Source organism: Nocardia sp. NPDC055321, from assembly GCF_053645575.1.
In genome coordinates this window covers 202,961-228,625 of record NZ_JBSHMS010000002.1, presented here as the reverse complement: position 1 = coordinate 228,625, position 25,665 = coordinate 202,961, and the positions used below count along the sequence as shown (strand labels likewise).

20 protein-coding genes are annotated in these 25,665 nt (G+C 69.0%); 7 read left to right on the top strand and 13 right to left on the bottom strand.

What is annotated here, in order from left to right; all coding sequences use genetic code 11:
* Positions 1-544: 544 nt before the first annotated feature.
* From gltB to ACWIGI_RS03580, 3 genes are all read left to right on the top strand, one after another.
* On the top strand, positions 545-5,218 hold the full coding sequence (gene gltB / locus ACWIGI_RS03590; protein WP_454200775.1) for a glutamate synthase large subunit: 4,674 nt from the start codon (positions 545-547) through the stop codon (positions 5,216-5,218).
* A 59-nt stretch (positions 5,219-5,277) separates the two neighbouring features.
* Entirely contained in the window at positions 5,278-6,750 is a 1,473-nt protein-coding gene (locus ACWIGI_RS03585; RefSeq protein WP_454200774.1) for a glutamate synthase subunit beta, read from the top strand.
* 385 nt (positions 6,751-7,135) lie between these two features.
* A complete protein-coding gene (locus tag ACWIGI_RS03580; RefSeq protein WP_454200773.1) occupies positions 7,136-8,032 on the top strand; it encodes a cutinase family protein in 897 nt (298 codons plus the stop codon).
* 106 nt (positions 8,033-8,138) lie between these two features.
* Here ACWIGI_RS03580 and ACWIGI_RS03575 read toward each other — a convergent pair whose 3' ends face one another.
* The 3 genes from ACWIGI_RS03575 to lysX form a co-directional block, all read right to left on the bottom strand.
* Positions 8,139-8,753, bottom strand: a complete 615-nt coding sequence (locus ACWIGI_RS03575; RefSeq protein ID WP_454200772.1) for a histidine phosphatase family protein — start codon at positions 8,751-8,753, stop codon at positions 8,139-8,141.
* An 88-nt stretch (positions 8,754-8,841) separates the two neighbouring features.
* Positions 8,842-9,075 (bottom strand): hypothetical protein, encoded by a 234-nt coding sequence (locus ACWIGI_RS03570; protein ID WP_454200771.1) that lies wholly within the window; start codon positions 9,073-9,075, stop codon positions 8,842-8,844.
* 124 nt (positions 9,076-9,199) lie between these two features.
* Complete coding sequence (gene lysX, locus ACWIGI_RS03565) at positions 9,200-12,559, bottom strand: bifunctional lysylphosphatidylglycerol synthetase/lysine--tRNA ligase LysX (RefSeq protein WP_454200770.1); 3,360 nt, start codon at positions 12,557-12,559, stop codon at positions 9,200-9,202.
* A 101-nt stretch (positions 12,560-12,660) separates the two neighbouring features.
* On the opposite strand from lysX, the gene ACWIGI_RS03560 reads away from it, so the two are divergent.
* Positions 12,661-12,882 carry an RNA-binding S4 domain-containing protein gene (locus ACWIGI_RS03560; protein WP_454200769.1) on the top strand — a complete coding sequence of 74 codons (222 nt, stop codon included), beginning with the start codon at positions 12,661-12,663 and terminating at the stop codon, positions 12,880-12,882.
* Between the two features lie 98 nt (positions 12,883-12,980).
* On the opposite strand, the gene rraA is transcribed toward ACWIGI_RS03560, so the two are convergent.
* Positions 12,981-13,469, bottom strand: a complete 489-nt coding sequence (gene rraA / locus ACWIGI_RS03555; protein WP_454200768.1) for a ribonuclease E activity regulator RraA — start codon at positions 13,467-13,469, stop codon at positions 12,981-12,983.
* Positions 13,470-13,474: 5 nt separating this feature from the next.
* Positions 13,475-13,981 carry a nitroreductase/quinone reductase family protein gene (locus ACWIGI_RS03550; protein ID WP_454200767.1) on the bottom strand — a complete coding sequence of 169 codons (507 nt, stop codon included), beginning with the start codon at positions 13,979-13,981 and terminating at the stop codon, positions 13,475-13,477.
* Between the two features lie 133 nt (positions 13,982-14,114).
* On the opposite strand from ACWIGI_RS03550, the gene ACWIGI_RS03545 reads away from it, so the two are divergent.
* A complete protein-coding gene (locus ACWIGI_RS03545) occupies positions 14,115-16,358 on the top strand; it encodes a serine/threonine-protein kinase (RefSeq protein WP_454201017.1) in 2,244 nt (747 codons plus the stop codon).
* Here the strand turns inward: ACWIGI_RS03545 and ACWIGI_RS03540 are convergent.
* The 8 genes from ACWIGI_RS03540 to ACWIGI_RS03505 all read right to left on the bottom strand — a co-directional run bounded on the left by ACWIGI_RS03540 (position 16,327) and on the right by ACWIGI_RS03505 (position 21,416).
* Positions 16,327-16,791, bottom strand: a complete 465-nt coding sequence (locus ACWIGI_RS03540; protein WP_454200766.1) for a DUF1707 and DUF4190 domain-containing protein — start codon at positions 16,789-16,791, stop codon at positions 16,327-16,329. The two genes, ACWIGI_RS03545 and ACWIGI_RS03540, sit on opposite strands and share 32 nt — an antisense overlap.
* Positions 16,792-16,893: 102 nt before the next feature.
* The gene (locus ACWIGI_RS03535) at positions 16,894-17,274 is read right to left on the bottom strand and encodes a DUF5313 family protein (protein ID WP_454200765.1); all 381 of its coding nucleotides are present in this window, start codon (positions 17,272-17,274) and stop codon (positions 16,894-16,896) included.
* An 83-nt stretch (positions 17,275-17,357) separates the two neighbouring features.
* A complete protein-coding gene (locus ACWIGI_RS03530) occupies positions 17,358-17,819 on the bottom strand; it encodes an SRPBCC family protein (protein WP_454200764.1) in 462 nt (153 codons plus the stop codon).
* Between the two features lie 77 nt (positions 17,820-17,896).
* On the bottom strand, positions 17,897-18,829 hold the full coding sequence (locus tag ACWIGI_RS03525) for a copper resistance D family protein (protein ID WP_454200763.1): 933 nt from the start codon (positions 18,827-18,829) through the stop codon (positions 17,897-17,899).
* Between the two features lie 40 nt (positions 18,830-18,869).
* On the bottom strand, positions 18,870-19,403 hold the full coding sequence (locus tag ACWIGI_RS03520) for a copper resistance CopC family protein (protein WP_454200762.1): 534 nt from the start codon (positions 19,401-19,403) through the stop codon (positions 18,870-18,872).
* Positions 19,400-20,047 carry a YcnI family copper-binding membrane protein gene (locus ACWIGI_RS03515; RefSeq protein ID WP_454200761.1) on the bottom strand — a complete coding sequence of 216 codons (648 nt, stop codon included), beginning with the start codon at positions 20,045-20,047 and terminating at the stop codon, positions 19,400-19,402. The genes ACWIGI_RS03520 and ACWIGI_RS03515 overlap by 4 nt, the downstream gene beginning before the upstream one ends.
* A gap of 48 nt (positions 20,048-20,095) precedes the next feature.
* Positions 20,096-20,776: a hypothetical protein gene (locus ACWIGI_RS03510; RefSeq protein ID WP_454200760.1), complete on the bottom strand. Its 681-nt coding sequence runs from the start codon at positions 20,774-20,776 to the stop codon at positions 20,096-20,098.
* A 4-nt stretch (positions 20,777-20,780) separates the two neighbouring features.
* Entirely contained in the window at positions 20,781-21,416 is a 636-nt protein-coding gene (locus ACWIGI_RS03505; RefSeq protein ID WP_454200759.1) for a DUF6474 family protein, read from the bottom strand.
* Positions 21,417-21,890: 474 nt separating this feature from the next.
* Between ACWIGI_RS03505 and ACWIGI_RS03500 the strand changes: the two genes are divergently transcribed.
* Both ACWIGI_RS03500 and htpG read left to right on the top strand, forming a co-directional pair.
* Positions 21,891-23,540, top strand: coding sequence for a TM0106 family RecB-like putative nuclease (locus tag ACWIGI_RS03500; RefSeq protein ID WP_454200758.1), 1,650 nt, complete (start codon positions 21,891-21,893; stop codon positions 23,538-23,540).
* A complete protein-coding gene (htpG, locus tag ACWIGI_RS03495) occupies positions 23,537-25,492 on the top strand; it encodes a molecular chaperone HtpG (RefSeq protein WP_454200757.1) in 1,956 nt (651 codons plus the stop codon). The genes ACWIGI_RS03500 and htpG overlap by 4 nt, the downstream gene beginning before the upstream one ends.
* The last annotated feature ends 173 nt before the right edge of the window (positions 25,493-25,665 follow it).

The window sequence follows — 25,665 nt, the reverse complement described above, 5'->3', positions numbered from 1 at the left end:
GCCCGGTTTGCCGGATGCCCCTGTGGGGAAATCAGTTTCGATGCAGGTGGGAGGTGTTCCGGGGCTGCGCCGGAACCAGCCGCCCGAGTTCTCGCGCGCGCGACATCCAGTGGGCAAGTCAACTCGGGTCATCCTGCACTCCTGCTTTACACTGGACAACGCGCAGGTAGTGGAGGATCGATGCAGAAGCCCAGCTAGAGGTTGGTATTAGTGCAACCTAAGTTGGTTGGGTCGCAGGTCTGGACTTATCGTTTGCTCTTACGCCGAACACGACAAGTTCGGCATATCGCTCAATAACCGTCAGAGGCCCACCGGCGCTCAGCGTAATGGGCGAGAACGGCGCGGTTGGTGGCGAGCACGTAAGCGTTCGGTTACCGCCGAGCACCCGACGAGAACTCGAAACGGGTGAAAACAACTGGAGAGTTGACTGCACGGGACGACCATCAGCGCCGCTGGTCTCCAGACACGTCCGGGCGCAGTCCGACGGAGGCGTTCGACGAAGGCCGCAATTCTTCGAAGGCCTGTTTTTTGTGAAGGCAGAGGCATGACGCAACTTCCCGGCCACAGGTCCCCCACCGGCGGTGCCGGCTATGGGCACGGACCCCGCGGGCTCTATGACCCGGCGAATGAACACGACGCCTGCGGCGTCGCATTCGTCGTCGACATGCACGGCCGTCGTAGCCGCGACATCGTCGACAAGGCTATTACCGCCCTGCTGAACCTGGAGCACCGTGGCGCCGCCGGCGCCGAGCCCAACTCGGGCGACGGCGCGGGCATCCTGATCCAGCTTCCGGACAAGTTCTTCCGCGCGGTCGTCGACTTCGACCTGCCGGCCGAGGGCTCGTACGCCACCGGTATCGCCTTCCTCCCGCAGGCCCGCCGCGAAGCGGGCCGGGCCGGGTACGGCGTGGAGCGGATCGTCCGCGAAGAGGGCCTCGAGGTCCTGGGCTGGCGCGAGGTCCCGATCGACGAGTCGTCGCTCGGCGCGCTCTCCCGTGACGCCATGCCGACCTTCCGGCAGATCTTCATCGCCTCCCCCAAGGACGGCGCCGAGCAGCTCTCGGGCATGGACCTCGAGCGTCGCGCCTACGTCGTGCGCAAGCGCATCGAGCACGAGCTCGGCAAGGCCGGCGCGGGCGCGGGCGGTCTGGGCAAGGAGTCGGTGTACTTCCCGAGCCTGTCCGGGCAGACCTTCGTCTACAAGGGCATGTTCACGACCCCGCAGCTGCGCGCGTTCTACCTGGATCTGCAGGACGACCGCGTCGAGTCCGCGCTGGGCATCGTGCACTCGCGCTTCTCCACCAACACCTTCCCGTCGTGGCCGCTGGCGCACCCCTTCCGGCGCGTCGCCCACAACGGCGAGATCAACACCGTCTCCGGTAACGAGAACTGGATGCGGGCCCGCGAGGCGCTGCTGAAGTCGAACGCGTTCGGCAACGACAGCGAGGGCAACAACCGCCTGGAGAAGATCTTCCCGGTCTGCACCCCCGGCGCGTCCGACACCGCTCGCTTCGACGAGGTGCTCGAACTCCTGCACCTGGGCGGGCGCAGCCTGCCGCACGCGGTGCTCATGATGATCCCCGAGGCGTGGGAACGGCACGAGTCCATGGACCCGGCCCAGCGCGCCTTCTACCGCTACCACTCGTTCCTCATGGAGCCGTGGGACGGCCCGGCCTCGGTGTGCTTCACCGACGGCACGGTCGTCGGTGCGGTGCTGGACCGCAACGGTCTGCGCCCCGGCCGCATCTGGGTGACCGAGGACGGCCTGGTCGTCATGGCCTCCGAGGTCGGCGTGCTGGACATCGATCCGGCCACCGTGGTCCAGAAGACCCGCCTGCAGCCCGGCCGCATGTTCCTGGTCGACACCAGCCAGGGCCGGATCATCAGCGACGACGAGGTCAAGTCCGAACTCGCCGGTGAGCACCCGTACCAGGAGTGGCTGGACAACGGCCCGACCAAGCTGTCGGACCTGCAGGAACGCCCGCACGTGCACATGTCGCACGACCGCGTGCTCATTCGCCAGCAGATCTTCGGGTACACCACCGAAGAGCTGAACATCCTGATCTCGCCCATGGCGCAGACCGGCGGCGAGGCGCTCGGCTCGATGGGCACCGACACCCCGATCGCGGTGCTGTCGGCGCGTCCGCGCCTGCTGTTCGACTACTTCTCCCAGCTGTTCGCGCAGGTCACCAACCCGCCGCTGGACGCCATCCGCGAAGAGGTCGTCACCTCGCTGCGCAGCATGGTCGGCCCGGAGTCGGATCTGCTGCACCCCAGCCAGGACAGCTGTCGTCAGATCACCCTGACCCAGCCGATTCTGGACAACGACGAGCTGGCCAAGCTCGTCCACATCAACGACGACGGCTCGCGTCCCGACCTGCGTTCGGTCGTGGTGCACGGCCTGTACCCGTTCGCCGAGGGCGGCGAGGGACTGCGCAAGGCCCTGAAGGCCGTGCAGACCCAGGTCTCCACCGCCATCGACGGCGGCGCGCGCATCATCATCCTGTCCGACCGCGAATCCAACGAGAAGCTGGCGCCGATCCCGTCGCTGCTGCTCACCGCGGCCGTGCACCACCACCTGGTGCAGGAGCGCACCCGCACCCAGGTCGGCCTGGTCGTGGAGGCCGGTGACGCCCGCGAGGTGCACCACATGGCCCTGCTCGTCGGTTTCGGCGCGGCGGCGATCAACCCGTACATGGCGTTCGAGTCCATCGAGGACATGCTCGAGCGCGGCGCGCTGCAGATGCCCGGAAGCACCGGCGATATCGCCGAGGACTTCAAGAAGGCCGTCTACAACTACAACAAGGCCGCCGGCAAGGGTGTGCTCAAGGTGATGTCCAAGATGGGCATCTCCACCATCGCCTCCTACCGGGGCGCGCAGCTGTTCCAGGTCATCGGCCTGGCCCAGGAGCTGGTGGACGAGTACTTCACCGGTCTGCGTTCGCCGCTGAACGGCATCGGTCTCGACGACATCGCCCGCGAGGTCGCCGAGCGCCACAAGGTCGCTTTCCTGGAGAACCGCAACGAGCGCGCGCACCGCGAGCTCGAGGTCGGCGGCGAGTACCAGTGGCGGCGCGAGGGCGAGTACCACCTGTTCAACCCGGACACGGTGTTCAAGCTCCAGCACGCCACCCGCTCGGGCCAGTACAAGGTCTTCAAGGAGTACACCAAGCTCGTCGACGATCAGTCCGAGCGCCTGGCGTCCCTGCGCGGCCTGTTCAAGTTCAAGTCCAAGGGCCGCAACCCGATTCCGATCGAGGAAGTCGAGCCCGCGAGCGAGATCGTCAAGCGTTTCTCGACCGGCGCGATGAGCTACGGCTCCATCTCGGCCGAGGCGCACGAGACCCTCGCCATCGCCATGAACCGTCTCGGTGGCCGCTCCAACTCCGGTGAGGGCGGCGAGCACCCGGCGCGCTTCGAGCCGGAGGAGAACGGCGACTGGCGGCGGTCCGCGATCAAGCAGGTGGCCTCGGGACGTTTCGGCGTGACCGCGCACTACCTGACCAACTGCACCGACATCCAGATCAAGATGGCCCAGGGCGCCAAGCCGGGCGAGGGCGGCCAGCTGCCCGCGCACAAGGTGTACCCGTGGGTCGCCGAGGTCCGGCACTCCACGCCGGGCGTGGGTCTGATCTCCCCGCCGCCGCACCACGACATCTACTCGATCGAGGATCTGGCGCAGCTGATCCACGACCTGAAGAACGCGAACCCGCAGGCGCGGATTCACGTGAAACTTGTCGCGGAGCCCGGCGTCGGCACCGTCGCCGCGGGTGTGTCCAAGGCGCACGCCGACGTGGTCCTGATCTCGGGTCACGACGGCGGCACCGGCGCCTCGCCGCTGACCTCGCTCAAGCACGCGGGTGGTCCCTGGGAGCTCGGCCTGGCCGAGACCCAGCAGACGCTGCTGCTGAACGGTCTGCGCGACCGCATCGTCGTGCAGGTCGACGGTCAGATGAAGACCGGCCGCGACGTCATGATCGCCGCGCTGCTGGGCGCCGAGGAGTTCGGTTTCGCGACCGCTCCGCTGGTCGTCTCGGGCTGCATCATGATGCGCGTGTGCCACCTCGACACCTGCCCGGTCGGTGTCGCGACCCAGAACCCGGTGCTGCGCGAGCGCTTCACCGGTAAGGCCGAGTACGTCGTGAACTTCATGATGTACATCGCCGAAGAGGTCCGCGAGCTGCTGGCGTCGCTGGGTCTGCGCAGCATCGACGAGGCCGTGGGCCGGGTCGATCTGCTCGACACCGCCGAGGCGAAGGCGCACTGGAAGGCCGCCAAGCTGGATCTGTCGCCCATCCTCGACGATGTCGAGACGGCGTTCATGCAGCAGGACCGCCGCAACACCAAGGGCCAGGACCACGGGCTGGACAAGGCCCTGGACATCCAGCTCATCGCGCAGGCGTCCGACGCGCTCGAGCGCGGCAAGCCGGTCAAGTTCGACACCAAGATCACCAACGTGAACCGGACCGTCGGCACCATGCTCGGCCACGAGGTGACCAAGCTGTACGGCGGCGTCGGCCTGCCGGACGACACCATCGACATCACGTTCACCGGTTCCGCCGGTAACTCGTTCGGTGCGTTCGTCCCGGCCGGTATCACCCTGCGGGTGGTCGGCGACACGAACGACTACGTGGGCAAGGGCCTGTCGGGCGGCCGCATCATCGTGCGCCCGTCGCTGTCCGCGCCCGAGGCGTACGTCGCGGAGCGGAACATCATCGCGGGCAACGTGATCCTGTTCGGCGCCACCAGCGGCCAGGCCTTCATCCGCGGTGTGGCCGGCGAGCGCTTCAGCGTCCGCAACTCCGGCGCGACCGCGGTGGTCGAGGGCGTGGGCGATCACGCCTGCGAGTACATGACCGGTGGCAAGGTGGTCATCCTGGGCGAGACCGGCCGTAACTTCGGCGCGGGCATGTCCGGCGGCATCGCGTACATCTACAACCCGAACGGCACCTTCGAGGCCAACCTGAACACCGAACTGGTGGATCTGGAGCAGCTCTCGGCGGAGGAGACCACGTGGTTGCGCGACACCATCACCCAGCATCGTGACGAGACCGATTCCGCCGTGGCGGAGGCGATCCTGAGCGACTGGGCGCAGCAGGTGGGCCACTTCGTGAAGGTCATGCCGCGGGACTACAAGAAGGTCCTGCTCGCGATCTCCGAGGCCGAGAAGGCCGGACGGGACGTCGACACCGCGATCATGGAGGCCGCTCGTGGCTGACATGACACGCACCGATCTTGTTGGGTGCGCCGGAGTCGGCGCGAAGTACGGAGTCGTAAATGGGTGACGCACAGGGCTTCCTGAAGCACACGAGTAGGGAACTGCCGAAGCGCCGTCCGGTGCCGCTGCGCCTGCTGGACTGGAAAGAGGTCTACGAGGAGGAGAAGTTCTCCCACGAGACTCTCCAGCGCCAGGCCAGCCGCTGCATGGACTGCGGTATCCCGTTCTGCCACAACGGTTGTCCGCTCGGGAACCTGATTCCCGAATGGAACGACCTGGTCTACAAGGGCTCCTGGAAGGAATCGTTCGACCGGCTGCACGCCACGAACAACTTCCCGGAGTTCACCGGCCGGCTCTGCCCCGCGCCGTGCGAGGCGTCCTGCGTCCTGGGCATCAACCAGGATCCGGTGACGATCAAGCAGGTCGAGGTCGAGATCATCGAGAACGGTTTCGACGAGGGCTGGGTCACCCCGGTGTACCCGACCCGTCTGACCGGCAAGAAGGTCGCCGTGGTCGGTTCCGGCCCCGCCGGTCTGGCCGCCGCGCAGCAGCTGACCCGGGCCGGTCACACCGTGACCGTGTTCGAGCGCGACGACCGCATCGGCGGCCTGATGCGCTACGGCATCCCGGAATTCAAGATGGAGAAGCGCTTCATCGATCGCCGGCTGGCGCAGATGGAGGCCGAGGGCACCGTCTTCAAGACCGGTGTGAACGTGGGCGTGGACATCACCGCCGATCAGCTGCGCGAGCAGTTCGACGCGGTGGTGCTGGCCGGTGGCGCGACCATCGCGCGTGACCTGCCGGTTCCGGGCCGCGACCTGGACGGCATCCACCAGGCCATGGAGTTCCTGCCGCTGGCCAACCGCGTGCAGCTGGGCGACGACATCACCGACGAGGACGGCCTGCCGCGCATCAACGCGCGCGGCAAGAAGGTCATCATCATCGGCGGCGGCGACACCGGCGCGGACTGCCTGGGCACCTCGCACCGTCAGGGCGCGGAGTCGGTCCACCAGTTCGAGATCATGCCGCGTCCGCCGGAGGAGCGCGCCGGGTCCACCCCGTGGCCGACCTACCCGCTCATGTACCGGGTCGCCTCGGCGCACGAGGAGGGCGGCGAGCGCGTCTTCTCGGTCAACACCGAGCGTTTCATCGGCGCGGACGGCAAGGTCACCGGCCTGCAGGCGCACGAGGTGTCGATGGTGAACGGCCGCTTCGAGAAGGTCGAGGGCACCGACTTCACCCTCGAGGCCGATCTGGTGCTGCTGTCCATGGGCTTCGTCGGACCGCAGAAGCACGGTCTGCTCGAGGGCCTGGGCGTCGGCTACGACCAGCGCGGCAACGTGATGCGCGACAGCGAGTGGGCCACCACCGTGCCCGGCGTGTTCGTCGCCGGTGACATGGGCCGCGGCCAGTCGCTGATCGTGTGGGCCATCGCCGAGGGCCGCTCCTGCGCGTCCGCGGTGGACAAGTTCCTCGAGGGCGAGACGGCGCTGCCGACCCCGGTCCGGCCGACCGATGTCGCCCAGCGATAAGCGGTAATCCGCAGTAGTCGGAAAGCGCCCGCGGACTTCGTGTCCGCGGGCGCTTTCTCGTTATCGGGGGCCGATCGGGCCGGGCCGAATTGCTGTTCGATCACTTCGCCCGGTCATTGCTGTGACACGAATCACATTCCAGTTACGGCCTGGCATACGGGTGAAATCGGACAACTTACGAAACACGCATGGCGTCCCTCGTAAGGCCCCCTTATTGTTATTCGCGTGTGTTGTTGATCTCGGTCATGCGGTCGGGTTCGCACATCTCATACGGGGGCGTAACTGCGGTTAACCCCATATGCACCGGATGGACATCCGGCGACTTCACCATGATCGGGAATCGGGACGGAATCGGCAGTCCCGGGCAGGCGTGAACTGGAGCAGAATGCGGGTCAAAAGAATCATCGCGGCCGCGGGTGCGGCGGCGAGTGTGCTCATGGCCGGAATCGTGGTGGGCAGCGGTTCCGTTACGGCCGATCCGGGGTGCCCGGTCATGTACACCGTGGCCATCCCCGGTACCTGGGAAACCGGGCATGACAAGGAGCCCGGTCCGGGCATGCTGTCGGCGGTGACCAACGGGCTACCCGGCGACGTGGACTACGTGACCTACGCCGCGACCGCCTTCCCGTGGGAGGGCGACGTCTACGGCGCCTCCAAGAAGGAAGCGACCGACAAGGCCCGCGCGCTGGTGCAGAACATGGCCAACCGCTGCGCCGACACCAAGATCTCGATCACCGGCTACAGCCAGGGCGCCGACGCCGCGGGCGATCTCGCCGCCGAGATCGGCAGCGGGCTCGGCGTGGTGCGGCCCGAGCGGATCGGGGCCGTCGCCCTGATCTCGGACCCGCGCCGTTCGCCGACCGACATCCAGGTCGGTCAGCCGGTGCCCGGCGCCGGCGCCGGTGGCGCCCGCGTGGGCGGCTTCGGCTGGATCGCGGACCGCGTGCGCACCGTCTGCGCCGCCGGCGATCTCTACTGCTCCACCGAGGAGAGCGACTTCATCAGCCGCTTCGCCGGATTCCTGGCCCAGACCTCGAATCCCAACCCCGCCAACATCTGGCGCTACCAGCTCGAGGTCGGCGCGATCATCAACGACCTGATGGCACAGGGCGGCATCCCCACCCTGCAGGCCCAGCTCAGCGAGGGCGCGAACGAGGCCCGCGTCAAGCAGTTCGAGCAGTTCTTCCGCACCGGACGGCACACCAGCTACGGCAGCTACGGCGTGGGCGGCGGCCAGACCGCGCTCACCTGGATGCACGGCTGGCTGGCCAAGGCCGCGTAAGAGCCCGCGCGACAACGCTTCTCCAGGGCGCCCGCGCTCGATCACGAACGAAGGCCGCTTCCCCGCCGTGGGGAAGCGGCCTTCGCCGTTGCCGGGGCCGGGACGGTCAGCCGCGAGCGAGACTGCGCGGCAACAGGTCCCAGACGTGACCGTTCTCGTTCACCGTCGACACCGTGCGGCTGCCGGTGCGCGAGTACAGGATTCGGGTGATCGAGCAGTAGTCGATCGGGAAGGTGAGCGGGCGGTCGAGCCCGAGCACGTCCTGCAGCAGCACGTTGATGACGCCGCCGTGCGCGAAGACGACCACCGTCTCGGTGTGGCCGGCGGCGTCGACGATGCTCGCCACGGCCGCGCGCACCCGGGCGACGAAGGCGTCGCCGTCGATCTGCTCGGGCAGGTACCCGGCCTTGATGCGGTCGTACACCTCGCGGAATTCCTGCTGGGCATCCTCGATGGGGATGTAGGCGGGCAGGTCGCGATCGTATTCGGCGAGACCGTCGAGGATGTCGATCGCCAGCCCGGCCTTCTCGGCGGTGGGCCGGGCGGTGGAGCGGGCCCGTTGCTGCGGGCTGCTCACCACGCGGGCGATACGGTGCTGGGCCAGCGCCGCGGGCACCCGCGCCGCCTGCTCGACCCCGACCTCGGTGAGATCGGGGTCCGCCGGGCCGGACAGCCCCTGGACGCGAAGCGGCTGGGCGTGGCGAACGAGGATCAACTGCACGGGGATCACTCTGCCGCACCCCGCCGGGACGCGGCGTCGCGGGGGCCGGGCCGTCCGGGCCGTAGGGCTGCCCGGGCGACCCGGGTGGTTACTGGCCCTTCTTCTTTTTCTGGGTGAGGAAGTAGACGACGGCGGCGATGGCGACGACGAGGCCGACACAGCAGATGAGGCCGAAGATCAGTCCGCCGCTGGTCTTCTTCTTTTTCTTGGCCGCCAGTTCCAGCGCGGAGTTCCAGGTGTCCGGGCTGGCCCAGACGTGGTGGTCGAGCAGGCTGGCCTGGGTCATCAGGTCGAGGTAGTGCATCGGGAAACCCCATCTCATCGGTCGGTCACCCCCTCCCCGGGGCCAATCAAGGTTAGCTGGCCACTCCGGTTCGAGGAGTCCACTGTGAATATGTCGGGGACGCCGAAACGTTTACAACGATCGTGATCTCGCCCCGAATCGCCTAGCCTGTCCGGGGTTTGACCAGCGGGAACGGCAGCGTCTCGCGAATGCTGCGGCCGGTGAGCAGCATGACGACACGGTCGACGCCGACACCCAGTCCGCCGGTGGGCGGCATCGCGTGTTCCAGGGCCTGCAGGAAGTCCTCGTCGAGCTCCATGGCCTCGGGGTCGCCGCCCGCGGCGAGCATGGACTGCTCGGTGAGCCGGCGGCGCTGTTCCACCGGATCGGTCAATTCGCTGTAGGCGGTGCCCAATTCGACGCCCCAGGCCACCAGGTCCCAGCGCTCGGTGACGCCCGCGATGTGCCGGTGCGAGCGGGTGAGGGGCGAGACCGAGGTGGGGAAGTCGATGTAGAAGGTCGGCTCCTGCGTCTGCGATTCCACCAGGTGCTCGTAGAGTTCCAGCACCAATTGCCCGACGTCCCAGCCCAATTGCCAGGCGATGCCGTGCTTGTCGCAGAGCACGCGCAACCGTTCGGCGTCGGTGTCGGGTGCGATGGTCTCGCCGAGTTTCTCCGACACCGCCCCGTGCACGGTCTTGACCGGCCATTCGCCGGAGATGTCGACCTCGGTGAGGTCGCCGTCCGGACCGGGCCGCAGCGCCACCATCCGCCCGTTGGCGGCGGTGGCCGCGGCCTGGATGAGCTGGCGGCACACGTGCATCATGCGCTCGTAATCGCTGTGCGCCTCATAGGCTTCCAGCACCGTGAACTCGGGATTGTGGCTGAAGTCCACGCCCTCGTTGCGGAACACCCGGCCCAGTTCGAAGACCTTCTCCATGCCGCCGACGCACAGGCGCTTGAGATACAGCTCGGGGGCGATGCGCAGGTACAGATCCAGGTCGTAGGCGTTGATGTGGGTGGTGAAGGGCGTGGCGTTGGCGCCGCCGTGCACCTGCTGCAGCACCGGGGTCTCCACTTCCAGGAATCCCCAGCCGTGCAACGTGTCCCGCATCGAGCGCACCACCGCGCTGCGCTTGGTCATCACCTCGCGGATGTCGGTGTTGATGGCCATGTCGACGTAGCGCTGGCGCACCCGCGCCTCGGGATCGGCCAGGCCCTTCCACTTGTCGGGCAGCGGATGCAGGCACTTGCCGATCATCCGCCAGTCGGCCGCGAGCAGGGAGAGTTCGCCGTTGCGGCTGCGCCCGATCTGACCGCTCACCTCGATGAGATCGCCGAGGTCGAAGTAGCGGTCGAAGGCCGCGCTGCGCTCGGCGCCGACCCGCCCGCGGTCGATGACGAGCTGGATCTCCCCGGACCAGTCCCGCACCAGGGCGAAGGTGACCCCGCCGTAGTCGCGAATTCGCAGGAGCCGCCCGCACACTCGCACCGTGGTGCCCTGCGGGGACTGCCGCGCGCCGGCGACGGTGTGGGTCGGGGGATAGGCCACCGGGTACGCGTCGATGCCCGCGTCGTTCAGTTTCGCGAGCTTGTCCATGCGCACCCGCACCTGCTCGGGGCGGCGGGGGCCGGTCTCGTCCAGTTCCTCGGGCGGCAGATCGGGGAGGCTGCCGTCGGCGTGCAGTCCGGTCATGGTGGCCGGGACCGAGGAGCGAACGCCGGTGTGCGCGGAGGTGTTCGATTCCCGGCCGATGCGCGGCAGGAAGCCCTCGGCCAGTGCGCTGGCCAGCGCGACCCGGGGTAGTTGGCGGCGTTCCTCGAAGAGCGAGAAGCGCGGCACCCAATCCGGCTGGTATTTCACGTTGGACCGGTAGAGCGCCTCGAGCTGGTACCAGCGCGAGAAGAACATCAGGATGCTGCGCCACAGCCGCAGCACCGGGCCCGCGCCGATCCGGCTGCCCTCCTCGAAGACTGCGCGGAAGACCGCGAAGTTCAACGAGATTCGGGTGATGCCGTACTGCTCGGAGCCGAGCGCCAGCTTGGAGATCATGAGTTCCATGACGCCGTTGGGACTCTGGCGGTCGCGGCGCATGAGATCGAGCGAGACGCCGGTGCGCCCCCACGGCACCAGCGACAGCATGCCGAGGACGCGATCGTTGCGGTCGACCGCCTCGACCAGCAGGCAGTCCCCGTCGAGCGGATCGCCGAGCCGGTCCAGGGCCATGGAGAAGCCGCGTTCGGTCTCGGTGTCGCGCCAGGCTTCGGCGCGGCGCATGACCTCGCGCATCTCCTCGGGCGAGATCTCGCGATGCCGGCGCACCCGCACGTCGATGCCCTGTTTCACGAGCCGGTTGACCGCCTGGCGGACCTGTTTCATCTCCGGCCCGGCGAGCGAGAACGTCCGGGTCTCCAGGATCGCCTCGTCGCCCAGGCGCAGCGCGGACAGTCCGGCGCGGCGGTACGCCGTCGCGCCGATCTCACTCGCGCCCATGACGGCCGGGGCCCAGCCGTACTGGTCGGCGAGCTGCAGCCAGGCGTCGATGGCGTGCGGCCAGGCTTCCTTGGTGCCGATGGGGTCGCCCGAGGCCAGGCAGACCCCGAGTTCGACCCGGTAGGTGACCGCGGCCTTGCCGCTGGGCGCGAACACCACGGCCTTGTCGCGGCGGGTCGCGAAGTAGCCGAGCGAGTCCTCCACGTCGGAGCGTTCGAGCAGGCCGCGCAGCGCGGATTCGTCGGTGCCGGTGAGCGCGTTCGTGGCGCGCTGGGAGCGGAACAGCACCGCGACGGCGATGAGCAGCGCGACCGCGCCGAAGAGGCCGAGCAGCAGATTGACCAGATGGTTCGGTTTGCCGTCGAAGTCCTCGTTGCTCACCAGGATGGCTCCGGTGACCCGGGAGACCGCCCAGAGCGGCCGCTGCCAGCCCGACTGCAGGGTGCCGGGGAACAGTTCCACCAGACCCCAGCCGACGAGGCAGCCGAGCGTGAGGCCGGCCGCGAGGAATCCGAGCGCGCGCAGCACCGCGCCGCGCTGCACGCGGGTGTAGAACTCGGGCCAGGCGGCGATGAGCACGCCGATCACGCCCAGGTGCACGAACAGTGCGACGAGATCGTTGTAGTCGCGCTCGGCGGCGAAGCCGAGACCGTTGGCGAGCGCGAAAATGGCCATGTAGCCGACCAGTAGCCACCAGGCGATCCGCTTACGGCTGGCCGTCGCGCCCGCGAGCAGGCCGACGAACACGGCCCAGACCAGGGAGGTGTCGGGCGCGTCGAAGTAGTAGGTGTCGACGTAGTGCCGCAGCCCCGAGGTCAGATACCGCAGGGCGGGCGAAACGCTCCAGAGTGCGCAGAACCCGGCGAAAACGCCCAGAATCAGCCCGGCGACGTGCGGAACCTCGCCCAGGCGGCCGTGCCCGCGATGCGGTACCTCCGGCGACCGGCCGGTGGTTCTGTGGTCGGTGTCGTGGTGCTGCCGGTCCTGCGTCGAAGTCACCGCACCAGTGTGTCTCGTGTTTTCGCCCATGTGCACTCAGCACCCGCTTCGTGTCGGGGTGAGACAGCTTACCGGCAGGTTGCCGGGTCCGTATTTGGTCTTGCCGCGGCGCACGGGTGAGGATGTATCCCATGCCGGATCCAGTCGACGTGCCGATCGAGGACGATGTCATCCGTCTCGGCCAATTCCTGAAGCTGGCGAACCTCATCGACTCCGGCGCGGAGGCCAAGACGGTCATCGCCGAGGGCCTGGTTCGCGTCAACGACGAGGTCGAACTCCGCCGCGGCCGCCAGCTCCGCGACGGCGACGTGGTTCAGCTCGCCGGCCATCAGGCCCGGGTCACCGCTCACTGAATCCCGGGCGTGTCCGCCCGGACCGCCCATGGGCCGGAGCCCGGCCCCCGAAACCCGCCGTCCCGCCGGTGTTCCGGGGGCTCGGCGCCCCGAAGCTCTCAGTCCTCGGCGCGGACGACGACCCCGTCGGAGTCGCTGTAGAGCATGTCGCCGGGGGTGAAGGTGATGCCGCCGAACTCGACCTCGACATCCTTCTCGCCGGAGCCGGTCTGGGTGCTCTTGCGCGGGTTGGTGCCCAGCGCCTTGACCCCGATGTCGAGGGTGCGCAGGATCGCCGAGTCCCGGACCGCGCCGTTCACGACGACGCCGGACCAGCCGTTGTCCACGCCCCGCCCGGCGATGATGTCGCCGACCAGTGCGGTGTGCACGCTCGCGCCGCCGTCCACGACCAGGACGCGGCCCTCGCCGGGCTCGCCGAGGGTCTGCTTGACCAGGAGGTTGTCCTGGAAGCAGCGGATGGTCACGATGCGGCCCGCGAAGCTCTCGCGGCCACCGAACTGGATGAACTGGGTATCGCAGCTGCGGATCTCGGGGCCGATCTCATCGGCCAGGTCGGCAGTGGCGACTGCTTTCGCTGATTCGGTCACGGTGCCTATCTTGTCAGGGCGAAAATACGCAATTCGCGCGCGGTGCGGTTGCGGTATGCGGTATACGCCTCGGTCGTCTCCACGAATCGCGCGAAGATCTCCTGTTTGCGGGCTTCGTCCACGACGGGGGTGGCGGTCACCGCGATCCGCTGACCGGCGAGGGTGATCTCGGCGTCCGGGCGCGCCAGCAGGTTCCCGGTCCAGGCCGGATGCCGTTCCTGCCCGAAATTGCTGCCGATCACGTAGATCACGTCGCCGTCGTGCACGTACAGCAGCGGCGTGGTGCGCGGCTCGCCGGAGGTGCGGCCCACGCAGGTGAGCAGCATGACGGGCGCGCCGATCGGCCCGAGCACGGTGTAGCGGCCCGCGGTGCGCTCCAGCACCTTTCGATCCAGCGGCGTCAGGGCGCGGATCACCCGGGAGCCGAGGCGGGTCGCGGCGAATCTGCTCGCGGCACGGGACAGCGGGTGGGTGCGCGAACCCCAGATGCGGTCCGGAAACTGCTCACTCATGGTCGGGACTGTAGTGCGCGTCGTGCGGTGCGGTGTCAGTGAGCGGCGGATATTCGACTTTCCGCGAACCTGTGGCGAGCGCATACTTGACACAGTGGGCCCACCGGAGGGAGGACCGGTAGCCATGGTGCGTATGGAGGGCGAACGGCTCGACGCGGCAATCGAATCCGATGCCGTGGGCGCGGCCCGTTCCCTGCTCGCGGCGGTGGCCGCGCGTTTCGCCGCGGCCTGGGAGGCGCGCGGCACGCCGCCGGAGCTGGGGGAGTACCTGCCCGACGCGCCCGAATTCCGGCGCTTGTGCCTGATCGAACTCATCAAGGTGGACCTCGAGTACCGCTGGATCCGCTACGACTTCCCCAAGCGGCTGGCCGACTACCGCGCCGAGTACGACGAACTGCGGTACGGCCCGCTACCGCCGGATCTGGCGTACGAGGAGTTCCACGCGCTGCGCCGCTCGGGCCGTCCGGTCGACCACAGCGGGTTCCCGACCGAGGCCGCGGGCACCGAGATCGCCTGGGGCGAGCGCGACTACCGCAGCACCTGGATCGCCCGCCCGCTCGCCCAGCAGGCCCTGGACGGTATCGAGGTCGGCGACCGGGTCGACGATTTCGATCTGCTGGTCGAGCTGGGCGCGGGCGCCTTCGCGCGGGTGTTCCTGGCCCGGCAGCGTTCCATGCAGCGCCTGGTCGCGGTGAAGGTGTCGCAGAATCACGGCACCGAGTCCGAGACGCTGGCCCAGCTCGATCACGAGAACATCGTGCGCGTCTTCGACCAGCGGCTCATGGTCGAACGCGAACTGAAGCTGATGTACATGCAGTATCTGCCCGGCGGCACGCTGTCGAAGGTGCTGAGCCTGGCGCGCGAGCGCCCGGTCGCCGAGCGTGACGGCCGCCTGCTGCTGGACGCGGTCGATACGGCCATGCGGGACAAGGGCGGGCTGTCCCCGAGCGAGTCGCTCACCCGGTCCGCGATCGCCGCGATGTCCTGGCCCGAGACGGTGGCCTGGCTGGGCAGTCGCCTGGCCCGCGCGCTGGACTACGCGGCGGACAACGGCGTGCTGCACCGCGACATCAAGCCCGCGAACGTCCTGCTCACCGCCGACGGCGTGCCCAAGCTCGCGGATTTCAACATCAGTTTCAGCCTGCACGTCGCCGGCGCCAGTCCGCTGGCGTACTTCGGCGGCTCGCTGGCGTACATGTCGCCCGAGCAGCTGGCCGCCTGCCACCCGCAGCTGCCGGACAGCGCCGAGGAGCTGGACGGCCGCAGCGACATCTTCGCGCTCGGGGTGGTGCTGTGGGAGTTGCTCACCGGGGAACGGCCTTTCGACGACGAGACGCGCGCCGGCGATTCGGAGTCCTCGCTCGAGCGCATGCTGAGCCTGCGCCTGCGGGAGCTCGAACCGAGCCGCCTGGCCGAGCTGCCCCCGGACTGCCCGCCGACCCTGCGCCGCGTCCTGCTGAAATGCCTCGCCCCGCAGCGCGCGGATCGCTGGCGCACCGGCGCGGCCCTGGCCCAGCAGCTGGATCTGTGCCTGGATCACCGCGCCCGCGATCTGGTGGATCCGCCGCGAAACAGCCTGCGCGCCAAGGTCGGTCCGTGGTCGCTGCTCCTGCTGGTCACCGCGGCCAGTTTCCTCGGCTGCTTCCTCGGCATGCTGTACGCGAATCTGCACAACGGCCCGCTCTGGAACCTCTGGTTCACCGCGGACGAGCGGTCGACCATGCAGGCGGTCGGCGCGGGCCTGGCGCTGTGCACCACCCCGGCGGCGGTCGTGGTCACGAATTACCTGTGCCGCCGGGCCTTTCTCGTCTGGCGCGGGCTGCGCCGGGGCCGGGTCTACGATCCGGACGAGCTGGCCGCCGCGCGCCGCGACACCCTGGTCAACGGCGACCGGGTCGCGGTGATCGCGTTCCTGTGGTGGGTGATCTCGGCGATCGTGGCCGCGGTCGCGCTGGTCGCGTTCACCGGCCTGCCCGCCGGCCCGCTGGTGAATCTCACCGCGACCCTGCTGGTTTCGGGCGTGATCGCGGTGGCGTACCCGTTCTTCCTGGTGACGTTCTTCGTGGTCCGCTGTTTCTATCCGCGCCTGCTGACCCACGGGGAGACGGCCGCGGATCAGGACGCGCTGCGGTCGCTGGGCAGGCGCTGCACCCGCTATCTCGCGGTGGCGGGCGCGATTCCGCTGATCGGCGTGGTCACGAGTCTGCTGTTCCTGACCCCGCACGAGGTGTCGCTGGTGATCGGCCCCATCAAGTGGCTGTGCCTGGCGGGCGTGCTCGGGTTCCTCGGCGACTACTGGCTCTTCCGCCAATTGGAGGCGGATCTGCGGGCCTTCGAACGCGCGGTCAGTTCAGGAACATCAGCACGATCAGAATGATCCAGAACGCGCCGACGGCGATGCCGGCGACGGCGAATCCCTTGTCCTCGCGCTGGGTGTCCACGCTCAGCGCCGCCGCGCCGAGCGCGATCGCCGGAATGGCGGTGATGCCGCACAGGAAACCGAACACCCCGAGCAGGAACGCGGTGAGTCCCATACCGTTCCAGCGCGCCGCCCGCGACACCGACGGATACGGCTGGAACGACACGGGATTGACGTATACGGGTGCCGGGACCGGGCGCGGCACGGGCAGGTGCTGCAGCACCGTGTGCAGATCGCCGAAGGTCCTGGCGTTGAGCGCCAGCCCTATTCGGTCGGAGAGTTCCTGGGCGTTGATGCGACCGTCCTGAAAGCACTTCTTCAGCGTCTCGATCGCGCGTTCCCGATCAGCGTCGCCCGCCAGGATTCGCGGGTCCGTCCAATGAGGTTGCATATGGTTCTCCAACGAACCCGAAGCGGTGAAACTCTCTCCCCCCGAGCGTATTCCTCGGTGCGCTCACCGGGTACGGATCGAGACCGGAAGCACAGGAAGTCGTCAGCCGCGCCCGTGCCGCTGTTCATACGCGCGCCGGTCGGCGGATTCGCGGCGGCGGCGATCGGAGTCCGCGAGCGCCGGATCGAGTCCGTGCCGGATGAGCCGGTTGCGCCGGTAGACGTACAGCAGGGCGACGGTGAAATAGATGAGCGGCAGGTACAGCAGCGCCATCATGGCCGGGCCCATCCAGGGCGGTCCGGGGACCAGCAGGAACAGGCACAGGAAGGGGATGACGGGTACCAGGACGCGGAACAGGTAGCGGCGGGTGGCGCCGGGTCCGGTCAGATCGCGCAGCACCCACGGCGCCATGGCGGGCGGAAGGGTGCGGCCGCAGATGTAGCCGAGGCACTGGCTCGGCGTCGGGGTGCGGCGTTCGGACATGTGCCCAGCATCCCCGGGCGGGCGCGGTGCGGACAAGTCGGGCGTTCCGGGGCGGGGCCGGCGGCTCTGACGACCCCGGGTGGTCAGGCGGAGGTGCGAGCGGCGTGGAATTCGGCGACCTGGGTCACCAGATTCTTGGTGGAGCTCTTCACCGCGAGCTTCACGAACGGCTCGATGGTCTTGCCGAGCAATTTGCCCGCGATGCCGCCGGGCACCCGGTAATCGACGATGGCGTCGATGGTGCAGGACTGATCGCCGTTGGCCTGGAACAGGAAGGTGGATTCGATCTCGAAACCCTTGATGGATTTCACGCCGATGGCGAATCCGGGTTCGTGGCGCACGATTTCGATGGTCGAATGCAGGGTGACCGGGCCCAGCGCGATGGTGCCGTCGAAGGTGGCCCCGACGCCCTCGACCTGGTCGGTCAGCGGGGTGAAGGCGCTGATCTCATTGATGAATCGGGGCAGATTCCGGTAGTCGTTGACATAGGAATAGGCGGACTCGGCCGAGGCGGCGCACTCCGCGACGATCTTCACTTCGGTCATGCAATCGACAGTAACGTGTTCTAATTCTGTCCGCAGATGATGAGGTGAGGGACACATTCACCCGAAATGGGCGGTGCTCACGCGGTCACCGCCAGCGTGGCCGCCACACCGAACACTACCGCCATCAGCAACACCTCGGAAATCGCACGGCACAGCGAGGATTCCGCGTCCATCCGATGATCGGCCGCCACCGGCACCCAGGTCCGCCGCCACCACCAGCCCAGCGCCAGCAACACGATCAGCAACACGGTCTTGGCCAGCAGGATCCGCCCGTACCCCGTGGTCGCCAGCTCCGCCACGCCGCCGAGCCGCACCAGGCCGTTCACCAGCCCGGTCAGCGCCACCGTCACAGCCAGCGGCAGCGCCCAGCGCGAATACAGCGGCAGCAGCTTCGCCCATTCCCCGCGCGTGCGCACGGTCAGCGCCAGCGCCAGCAACACCCCGAGCCACGCCGAGGCCGCGAGCGCGTGCACCGCGCCGAGCACCGAGCCGAACGCCTGCTGCGACATGTGCCCGGTGATCGGCCGCAGCGCCAGCGTCACCGCGGTGAATACCAGCACCAGATCCGCGGTCGCGCGATCCGGGCTGCGAAAACCGAAGGCGCTGTAGGCCGCGACGGCGCCGCAGCCCAGCAGAATGGCGATGCCGATCTGCCCGCCGCTCACCGTGGTCAGGTACTCGCCGAACCGGCCCGCGCCCAGCGCGGTGACCGGCACGCCCATCACCTCGGCGGACTCCATCGCCAGCATCGCGAACTCCATGGCCGCCCACACCGCGGCCGCGACCGCGAGCAGCCGCCACGGCGGCGACAGGCGATCGGAAAGCCGTGGCAGCGCGGCCGCTCCGAGCACGGTCGCCCCCGCGCAGTCCGCCAGCGCCCGCACGGGGGCCTCGGGCTGCACGGGATCGTTCGCGGCCAGCAGCCAGGCCGCACCCGCCCCGGCGAGGCCGAGCGGGACCATCAGCAGCAGCGCCCAGCGTGCGCGGCTGCCGCCGGGGGTTCTGTTCATCGCGGGCCCCCGGCGGTGCTCGATACGGGGTCGAACCGGTTCACGAACGCCGCTTGCTCCGGCCACCCAGCAGGGCGAAGGCCAGGCCGCCGCCGAACAGCACCACCGCGCCGACGATGAACACCCACAGCGGAACGCCGCCGTCGTCCCCGTTCGAGGAGCCTCCCGCGCCGGCCTTCGCGCCCGGCGTGCCGTTGCCCGCCTTGGTCAGGGTGAAGGTGCGCTTGTCCTTCACCGCGTGCCCGTCGGCGGAGGTGACGCGGTAGGCGATGGTGTACACGCCGGCCGGTCCCAGTTCGCCGACCTCGATGCTCACCGTGGCGCCCTCGACCTTGGGCTCACCCTTGGACCAGAGGTTGCCGTCCGGGCCGGTCACCGTCATGGACGGGTAGCTGGGCTGCAGTTCCTCGTTGAAGGTGACGCTGACCCGGGCGGGCGAGGTGTCGATCTGCGCGCCGTTCTCCGGGGTCGAGCCGATGGCGGCCGAATGGGCGTTCGCGGTGCCCGCGCCCAGCAGCGCGAATCCGGTCAGCAGCAGGCCGGTCAGGACGCCGGCGATGATCTTGCGGCTCATGCCTTGCGCCCCCGGATCACGCTGCCCAGACCCAGGGCGGCGCCGAGCGCGCCCAGGGCCAGGCCGATGCCGCCGAGCCAGCGGGCGGTGTCGTCGGTGGCTTTCGGCGCGGCGGGGCTGTCGGCGGCGTCGTGGCCGTCGCCGGAGCTCGCGGCCAGCTGCACGGCGGGAGCGGGATGCTCGGGCTCGCTGCCGTCCGAGTTCTCCTGCTGATCCCACTTCACGACCTTGCCGTCGCTGTAGGTCTGGGTGGCGGCGAAGCTCAGCGTCTCGGTCGCGGGCAGCGGGCCCAGCGAGATGACGAAGCGCTGGAACTGGCCGGGGCCGACGCCCGTGTTGCCGGGTTCGACGGCCCAGGTGACCGAGACCGCCTCGCCCTTGTCGTTGCGGTCGATCTGCTCCGACCAGCCCGCCAGCGGCTCGGTGCGGACGCTCTTCAGATTCGGTACGGCCACCGTGAGTTTCGTGGTGGACGCGGTGTCGGATTCGGTGGGCACCTTGAAGGTGGCGACCGTGTATCCGCCCTGTGCGGCGCCGGGCGCGTCGACGGTGACGTGGGCGGACGCCGGGCCCGCGGCGAGCAGGGTCAGGCCCGCGGCGGCGACCGTCACGGTGCCGAGCGCACGCGAAAGCGAGGTGTGCATGGGTGATAAGCCTTCTCTGACAAAGGGATTACGGGGTGTGGGAGAGATTCACGCCGTAATCGGTGGCGCGCGCGGCGCACCCGCGCCGAACCCGCGCGCCGGCCGGATCGCCGCGGCCGTGCGCGCCCAGCGCCCGCCCGTCGCCACCGGCGCCGGGTGCGGCCGGGACAGTGCGGCGCGGACCGCCCGGGCGACGAACCCGTACAGCCGCTCCGCGAGCAGCAGCAGTGCCGCGAACACAACGGTCGCGAGCGCGTGCGCACCCGCCATCGCGCCGTCGCCCACCAATTCCCTTGCGGGCGAAGCGTGCCCGTCGTGCACGAGCCCGCTCAACGCCACGTGACCCACCGGCTGGCCGAGCGCCATGAGCGCCACCAGCGCACCGGGGGAGCGCAGCGTCGCCGCCAGCGCCCCGATCGCCGCGGCGGCCGCGATCAGCAGGGTGAGCCCGGCCGATCCGGGTACGCCGCCGCCCGCGATACCGTGCGCGGCGACCGCCAGCACGGCCACCGTGCCGCCCGCGACGACACCGCGGGCGGGGTTCACCTGGTGGGCGCCCGCTACCTCGGTACTTCGTACGGCCGCCGCGTAGGTGACCGCCGGTGCGCCGGTGCGCCGGAACCGGCGGTCCACCCGCTGTTTTCGATCTCCGCGCGCGCCGATCCCGGCGTAGCCGTCACCGCCGGGGCGATGACCCCGGTGGTGGTGGCGTCGGCGGGGCGCGGGCACCGGCTCAGTTCACGCCGAGCCGGGCGAGCACGTCGGTCTCGATGCCCGAGAGCTCGTTGGAGATGGAGGCGTGCACCGCGCGGCGGCGCTGCACCGGCATCTGGTCCGAGGTGCGGATCGCGGCGGACAGACTCTCCAGCCGGTCGCGCACGTCGGCCACGAACTTCTTGCTGTCCTGCGGGTTCTTCCGCTCGATCTCGGCCACGGTCGACTCCACGTTGGCCACGCGCGCCTGCAGTCGCGCGCCCGGCCCGGAGAACTCACCGAGCTGGTTCACCCCGATCCCGAGCTGCGCGGCCCGGCGGGTGTCGAGCTGCCCGCGCACGAGCGTCGCGGCCCGGTAGGCGAGCGGCGCCAGGACCGGCACCAGGATGCGCGCCACACCCAGGTATTTGCGCACCTGCGCGGCGCTGAACAGCTCGCGGTCGGCCCGGGCGGCCACCTTGAGCGCGGCCTTCTCCTCGGCCTGCAGCTTGGCGATCTCGGCCTTGGCGACCTTGGCCTGCGTCCGCGCCTCGTTCCGGTTGCGCTTGCGCTCGTTGCGCGCACCGAGCTTGGCCTCCATCCCGGCCTTGTGCTTCAGCGCCTTGGCTTCGGCCCGCCGGCTGACCTTCTTCTTCCGCTTGGTGAACAACCCCATAGATGGCCTCCGTCATGCTGGTTCGCCATGGCAGCACAGGGCCGGGGGAAATGCCTGTCCGCCCATGAAACACAGTTTCCGCCCACCCTAGTGCGTCCCGCCGACCCCCCGCGAGCGCGTGCCACCTCGTGGCGGAAAACGGCCGCCCCCCACCCCGAACCGCCCCGCTCACACCACCTTCGGCCAGGGCGCCTGCGCGGGCTTCCGCCGCACTTCTCGGTCGGACTTCTCTCGCGGGGCAGGGTGGGACTGGTTCCTTCCTCGGGCGGGCGGTTTTCCTCCTCGCGACCCGGTCCGACTTCCTTCTCCTCAGGGGTTCGGGGACAGGGTCCCCGGACCTCTTTCTTTCGGGGGTCCGGGGGCTTGCTCCCAGGTTCTCCTCTTCGGGGGTTCGGGGGCCCGCCCCCGAACAGCGGCGGCGCGGCGGCACCCGCGAGGGTGGGTGTGTCGGGACATCAAGCCATACTGCTAGTCGTGTATTCGGGCATCGGTGACCATGGCGAGCGCGCCGCGTTCTTGGACGCGCGGGCGCTGATCGGCTGCCGGCACCGGCTGCTACTGGACTCCACCCATCCGCGGGTGCTGACCGGTGTCAGTGAGGATGCCGGCGTGCAGCAGCGGCGGGAGGCCGCGGCCGCGCACCGAATCCTGGTGCGGGACACCCTGGTCGCCGCCGACCCGGACCGCTGGCTCGTGATCGCGCCGGAGCAGACCGCCGCCCAGCGCGCGGCCGAGACCATGGCCGCCATGGAGGCCGGGATCGAACGGATCTGGGGCGGGCTGCTGCCGCAGGAGTTCGACACCGGCCGCCGCGGTGGCTGCGAGATCCTGCGCCGGGATCCGGACCGCGGCGGCTACGTCCCGATCATCGTGGTCAACCACAAGGTCACCGACCCGCGCCAGCCCGACCCGGCCGACTTCCACCCGCTCACCACCGAGCTGTACGCGTGGAATCCCAAGCCGGACAAGCACGTCCGCAATCGCCCGCAGCCGCGCGATCAGCAGCGCCTGGCGCACCTGTACCGCATGCTGCAGCGCCACGGCTACGCCAGCCCCGCCCTGGTCGGCGGCGCCATCGGCTACCACTTCGATCGCGTCCTGCTGCACGATCTGGGCCCGATCCTGGACGAGTACGACCGGCGCTACGCCGACCGCATCGCGGTGGTGCGCGGCGAGCTCCCCACGATCCCGTCCAAGGTTCCCGAATGCCGCCAGTGCCCGTGGTGGTCCCGCGCCCCCGAAGAGGGCGGGCAGAGCTGCGAGCAGTGGCTGGTGGCCCAGCGCGATATCAGCCTGGTGGCGCCCGGATCTCGCGCCGAGGTGCTGCGCAGGCACGGCGTGGAGACCATCGACGACCTCGCCGCCTGGGAGGGCGACGACCCGGACGACTGGCAGTACGAGCCCTTCACCGAGACCATCGTCACCGCCCGCGCCTGGGCGACCGGCGCGCCCCTGGTCCGCCGGGTGGACCGGGTCCAGGTCACCCGCGCCGACGTCGAGGTGGACGTCGACCTCGAGTCGTACCAGGAGCACGGCGCCTACCTGTGGGGCACGCTGCTGGACGGCGTCTACCGCGGCTTCGTCACCTGGGATCCGCTGCCGACCCGCGACGAGGGCCGTTCCTTCGCCGAGTTCTGGACCTGGCTGATGGAGATCCGCGCGCAGGCCGCCGCCGACGGCAAAACCTTTGCCGCCTACTGCTATTCGCGCACCGCCGAGGACAAGTGGCTCTACGAGTCCGCCCGTCGCTTCGCGGGCATGCCCGGCATACCCACCGAGCGGGAGATCCAGCGCTTCGTCGACAGCCCGCAGTGGGTCGACATGTTCCAGGCCGTCTCCGAGCAGTTCATCTGCCCGAACGGCAAGGGCCTGAAGAAGATCGCCCCCGTGGCCGGGTTCTCCTGGCGCGATCCGGAGGCGGGCGGCGAGGCGTCCATGAGCTGGTACCGCCTGGCCGTCGCCTACGAGGGCGGCGAACCGGATCTGTCCCAGCGCACCCGCATCCTGGAGTACAACGAGGACGACGTGCTCGCCACCCAGGTGCTGCGCGACTGGATGACCGATCGGGCCGATGCCGAGGTTCCGGCCATCTCCGATTTCGGCCGTCGTAGTATCGCGGAGTGACCGAACACGTCGAACACCTGGAGTTTCAGGCCGAGACCCACCAGCTCCTGGAGCTGATGATCCACTCGGTGTATTCGAACAAGGACACGTTCCTGCGGGAACTGATCTCGAATGCCTCGGACGCGCTGGACAAGCTGCGCATGGAGACGTTCCACGACAAGGACCTGTCGGCGGACATCTCCGACCTGCATATCGAGCTCTCGGTGGACCGCGACGAGCGTGTGCTCACCGTCCGCGACAACGGCATCGGCATGAGTCGCGCCGAGGTGGTGGATCTCATCGGCACCCTCGCCAAGTCCGGCACCGCCGCGATGCGCAAGCAGTTGCTGGAGAGCAAGACCGACACCGCCGCCGCCGAAGAACTCATCGGCCAGTTCGGCATCGGCTTCTATTCGACCTTCATGGTGGCCGACAAGGTCGCGCTCACCACCCGCAAGGCCGGCGAAACCACCGGCACCCGTTGGGAATCGGCTGCGGGCAGCTCCACCTACACGATCGAGGAGCTCGGCGACGCCCCGCAGGGCACCACCGTCACCCTGCACCTCAAGCCCTCCGACGACGAGGACCACCTCTTCGATTACACGCAGGAGTGGAAGCTCCGCGAAATCGTCAAGAAGTACTCCGATTTCATCGCCTGGCCGGTCCGCATGGATGTGGAGCGGACCATCATGGACGGCGAGGGCGAAGACGCCGTCGAGAAGACCATCACCGAGACGCAGACCCTGAACTCCCAGAAGGCCCTGTGGACCCGCTCCAGGAGCGAGGTCTCCGAGGAGGAGTACCGGGAGTTCTACAAGCACGTCGCGCACGCCTGGGACGATCCGCTGGAGATCATTCCGATGAAGGCGGAGGGCACGTTCGAGTACCAGGCCCTGCTGTTCCTGCCCTCGCACGCCCCGTTCGACCTGTTCCAGCGCGAGCACAAGCGCGGCGTGCAGCTGTACGTGCGCCGCGTGTTCATCATGGACAACTGCGAAGAGCTGATGCCGGAGTACCTGCGCTTCGTCAAGGGCGTGGTGGACGCGCAGGACCTCTCGCTCAACGTCTCGCGCGAAATCCTGCAGCAGGACAGGCAGATTCGGGCGATTCGCAAGCGCCTGGTGAAGAAGGTCCTGTCCACGGTGCAGTCGCTGCAGTCCGCCGAGGACCAGGAGAAGTACCTGACCTTCTGGCGCGAGTTCGGCCGGGTTCTCAAGGAGGGCCTGCTGTCGGACACCGACAACCGCGAAACCATCCTGAAGGTCTCGTCTTTCGCGTCCACGCACAGCGCGGAGGAGCTCACCACCCTCACGCAGTACGTCGAGCGGATGCCCGAGTCCCAGACCGCCATCTACTACATGACCGGCGAAACGCGCGAGCAGGTCGAGAACTCCCCGCACATGGAGGCGTTCAAGGCCAAGGGCCTCGAGGTGCTCGTGCTGACCGATCCGGTCGACGAGATGTGGGCGACCCAGACCCCGGAGTTCGCCGGTCAGCCGTTCGTGTCCATCGCCAAGGGCGAGGTGGACCTGGAGACCGAGGACGAGAAGAAGGAGTCCGAGGCGCTGCGCGAGCAGCAGGAGAAGGATTTCGGCGACCTGCTCGGCTGGTTGGGGGAAACCCTGGACTCCAGCGTGAAGCAAGTCCGCTTGACCGCTCGCCTGACCACCTCGCCCGCCTGCATCGTCGGCGACGTCTTCGACTTCACCCCGATGCTCGAGCGCATGTACCGCGCCTCGGGTCAGGAACTGCCCGAGACCAAGCGCATTCTCGAGCTGAACCCGTCGCATCCGCTGGTCACGGGCCTGCGTGACGCGTACGCCAAGGTCAAGGACGACGCGGACAAGCCCGCCGAACTGGCCGAGACCGCGGAGCTGCTGTACGGCACCGCGGTGCTGGCCGAGGGTGGCGAGCTCAAGGATCCGGCGCAGTTCGCCCGGGTGCTCGCCGATCGCCTGGCCCGCACCCTCTGACCCCGCGGAACGCGCGGCCGGACCGCTCCGACCTGCGTGTTCGCTGAAAAACCCCGTGCTCCCCGCTGTTCCGGCAGCGGGGAGCACGGTCGTTTCCGGCGGAAAACGGTCATTGCCGCACGGCCCGAAATGTGACCCTCGCAATGTTTTTCCGATTCCGGGAACCCGCGCCC

Excerpts from the sequence above, each read along its gene's own strand:
- ACWIGI_RS03535 (WP_454200765.1), bottom strand. The coding sequence starts at position 17,274 with ATGTCCGAACGCCGCACCCCGACGCCGAGCCAGTGCCTCGGCTACATC.
- ACWIGI_RS03580 (WP_454200773.1), top strand. The coding sequence starts at position 7,136 with ATGCGGGTCAAAAGAATCATCGCGGCCGCGGGTGCGGCGGCGAGTGTG.
- ACWIGI_RS03515 (WP_454200761.1), bottom strand. The coding sequence starts at position 20,047 with ATGCACACCTCGCTTTCGCGTGCGCTCGGCACCGTGACGGTCGCCGCC.
- gltB (WP_454200775.1), top strand. The coding sequence starts at position 545 with ATGACGCAACTTCCCGGCCACAGGTCCCCCACCGGCGGTGCCGGCTAT.
- ACWIGI_RS03540 (WP_454200766.1), bottom strand. The coding sequence starts at position 16,791 with ATGCAACCTCATTGGACGGACCCGCGAATCCTGGCGGGCGACGCTGAT.
- ACWIGI_RS03585 (WP_454200774.1), top strand. The coding sequence starts at position 5,278 with ATGGGTGACGCACAGGGCTTCCTGAAGCACACGAGTAGGGAACTGCCG.
- ACWIGI_RS03560 (WP_454200769.1), top strand. The coding sequence starts at position 12,661 with ATGCCGGATCCAGTCGACGTGCCGATCGAGGACGATGTCATCCGTCTC.
- ACWIGI_RS03525 (WP_454200763.1), bottom strand. The coding sequence starts at position 18,829 with ATGAACAGAACCCCCGGCGGCAGCCGCGCACGCTGGGCGCTGCTGCTG.
- ACWIGI_RS03530 (WP_454200764.1), bottom strand. The coding sequence starts at position 17,819 with ATGACCGAAGTGAAGATCGTCGCGGAGTGCGCCGCCTCGGCCGAGTCC.
- ACWIGI_RS03570 (WP_454200771.1), bottom strand. The coding sequence starts at position 9,075 with ATGAGATGGGGTTTCCCGATGCACTACCTCGACCTGATGACCCAGGCC.
- lysX (WP_454200770.1), bottom strand. The coding sequence starts at position 12,559 with ATGGGCGAAAACACGAGACACACTGGTGCGGTGACTTCGACGCAGGAC.
- ACWIGI_RS03550 (WP_454200767.1), bottom strand. The coding sequence starts at position 13,981 with ATGAGTGAGCAGTTTCCGGACCGCATCTGGGGTTCGCGCACCCACCCG.
- ACWIGI_RS03505 (WP_454200759.1), bottom strand. The coding sequence starts at position 21,416 with ATGGGGTTGTTCACCAAGCGGAAGAAGAAGGTCAGCCGGCGGGCCGAA.
- ACWIGI_RS03545 (WP_454201017.1), top strand. The coding sequence starts at position 14,115 with ATGGAGGGCGAACGGCTCGACGCGGCAATCGAATCCGATGCCGTGGGC.
- ACWIGI_RS03520 (WP_454200762.1), bottom strand. The coding sequence starts at position 19,403 with ATGAGCCGCAAGATCATCGCCGGCGTCCTGACCGGCCTGCTGCTGACC.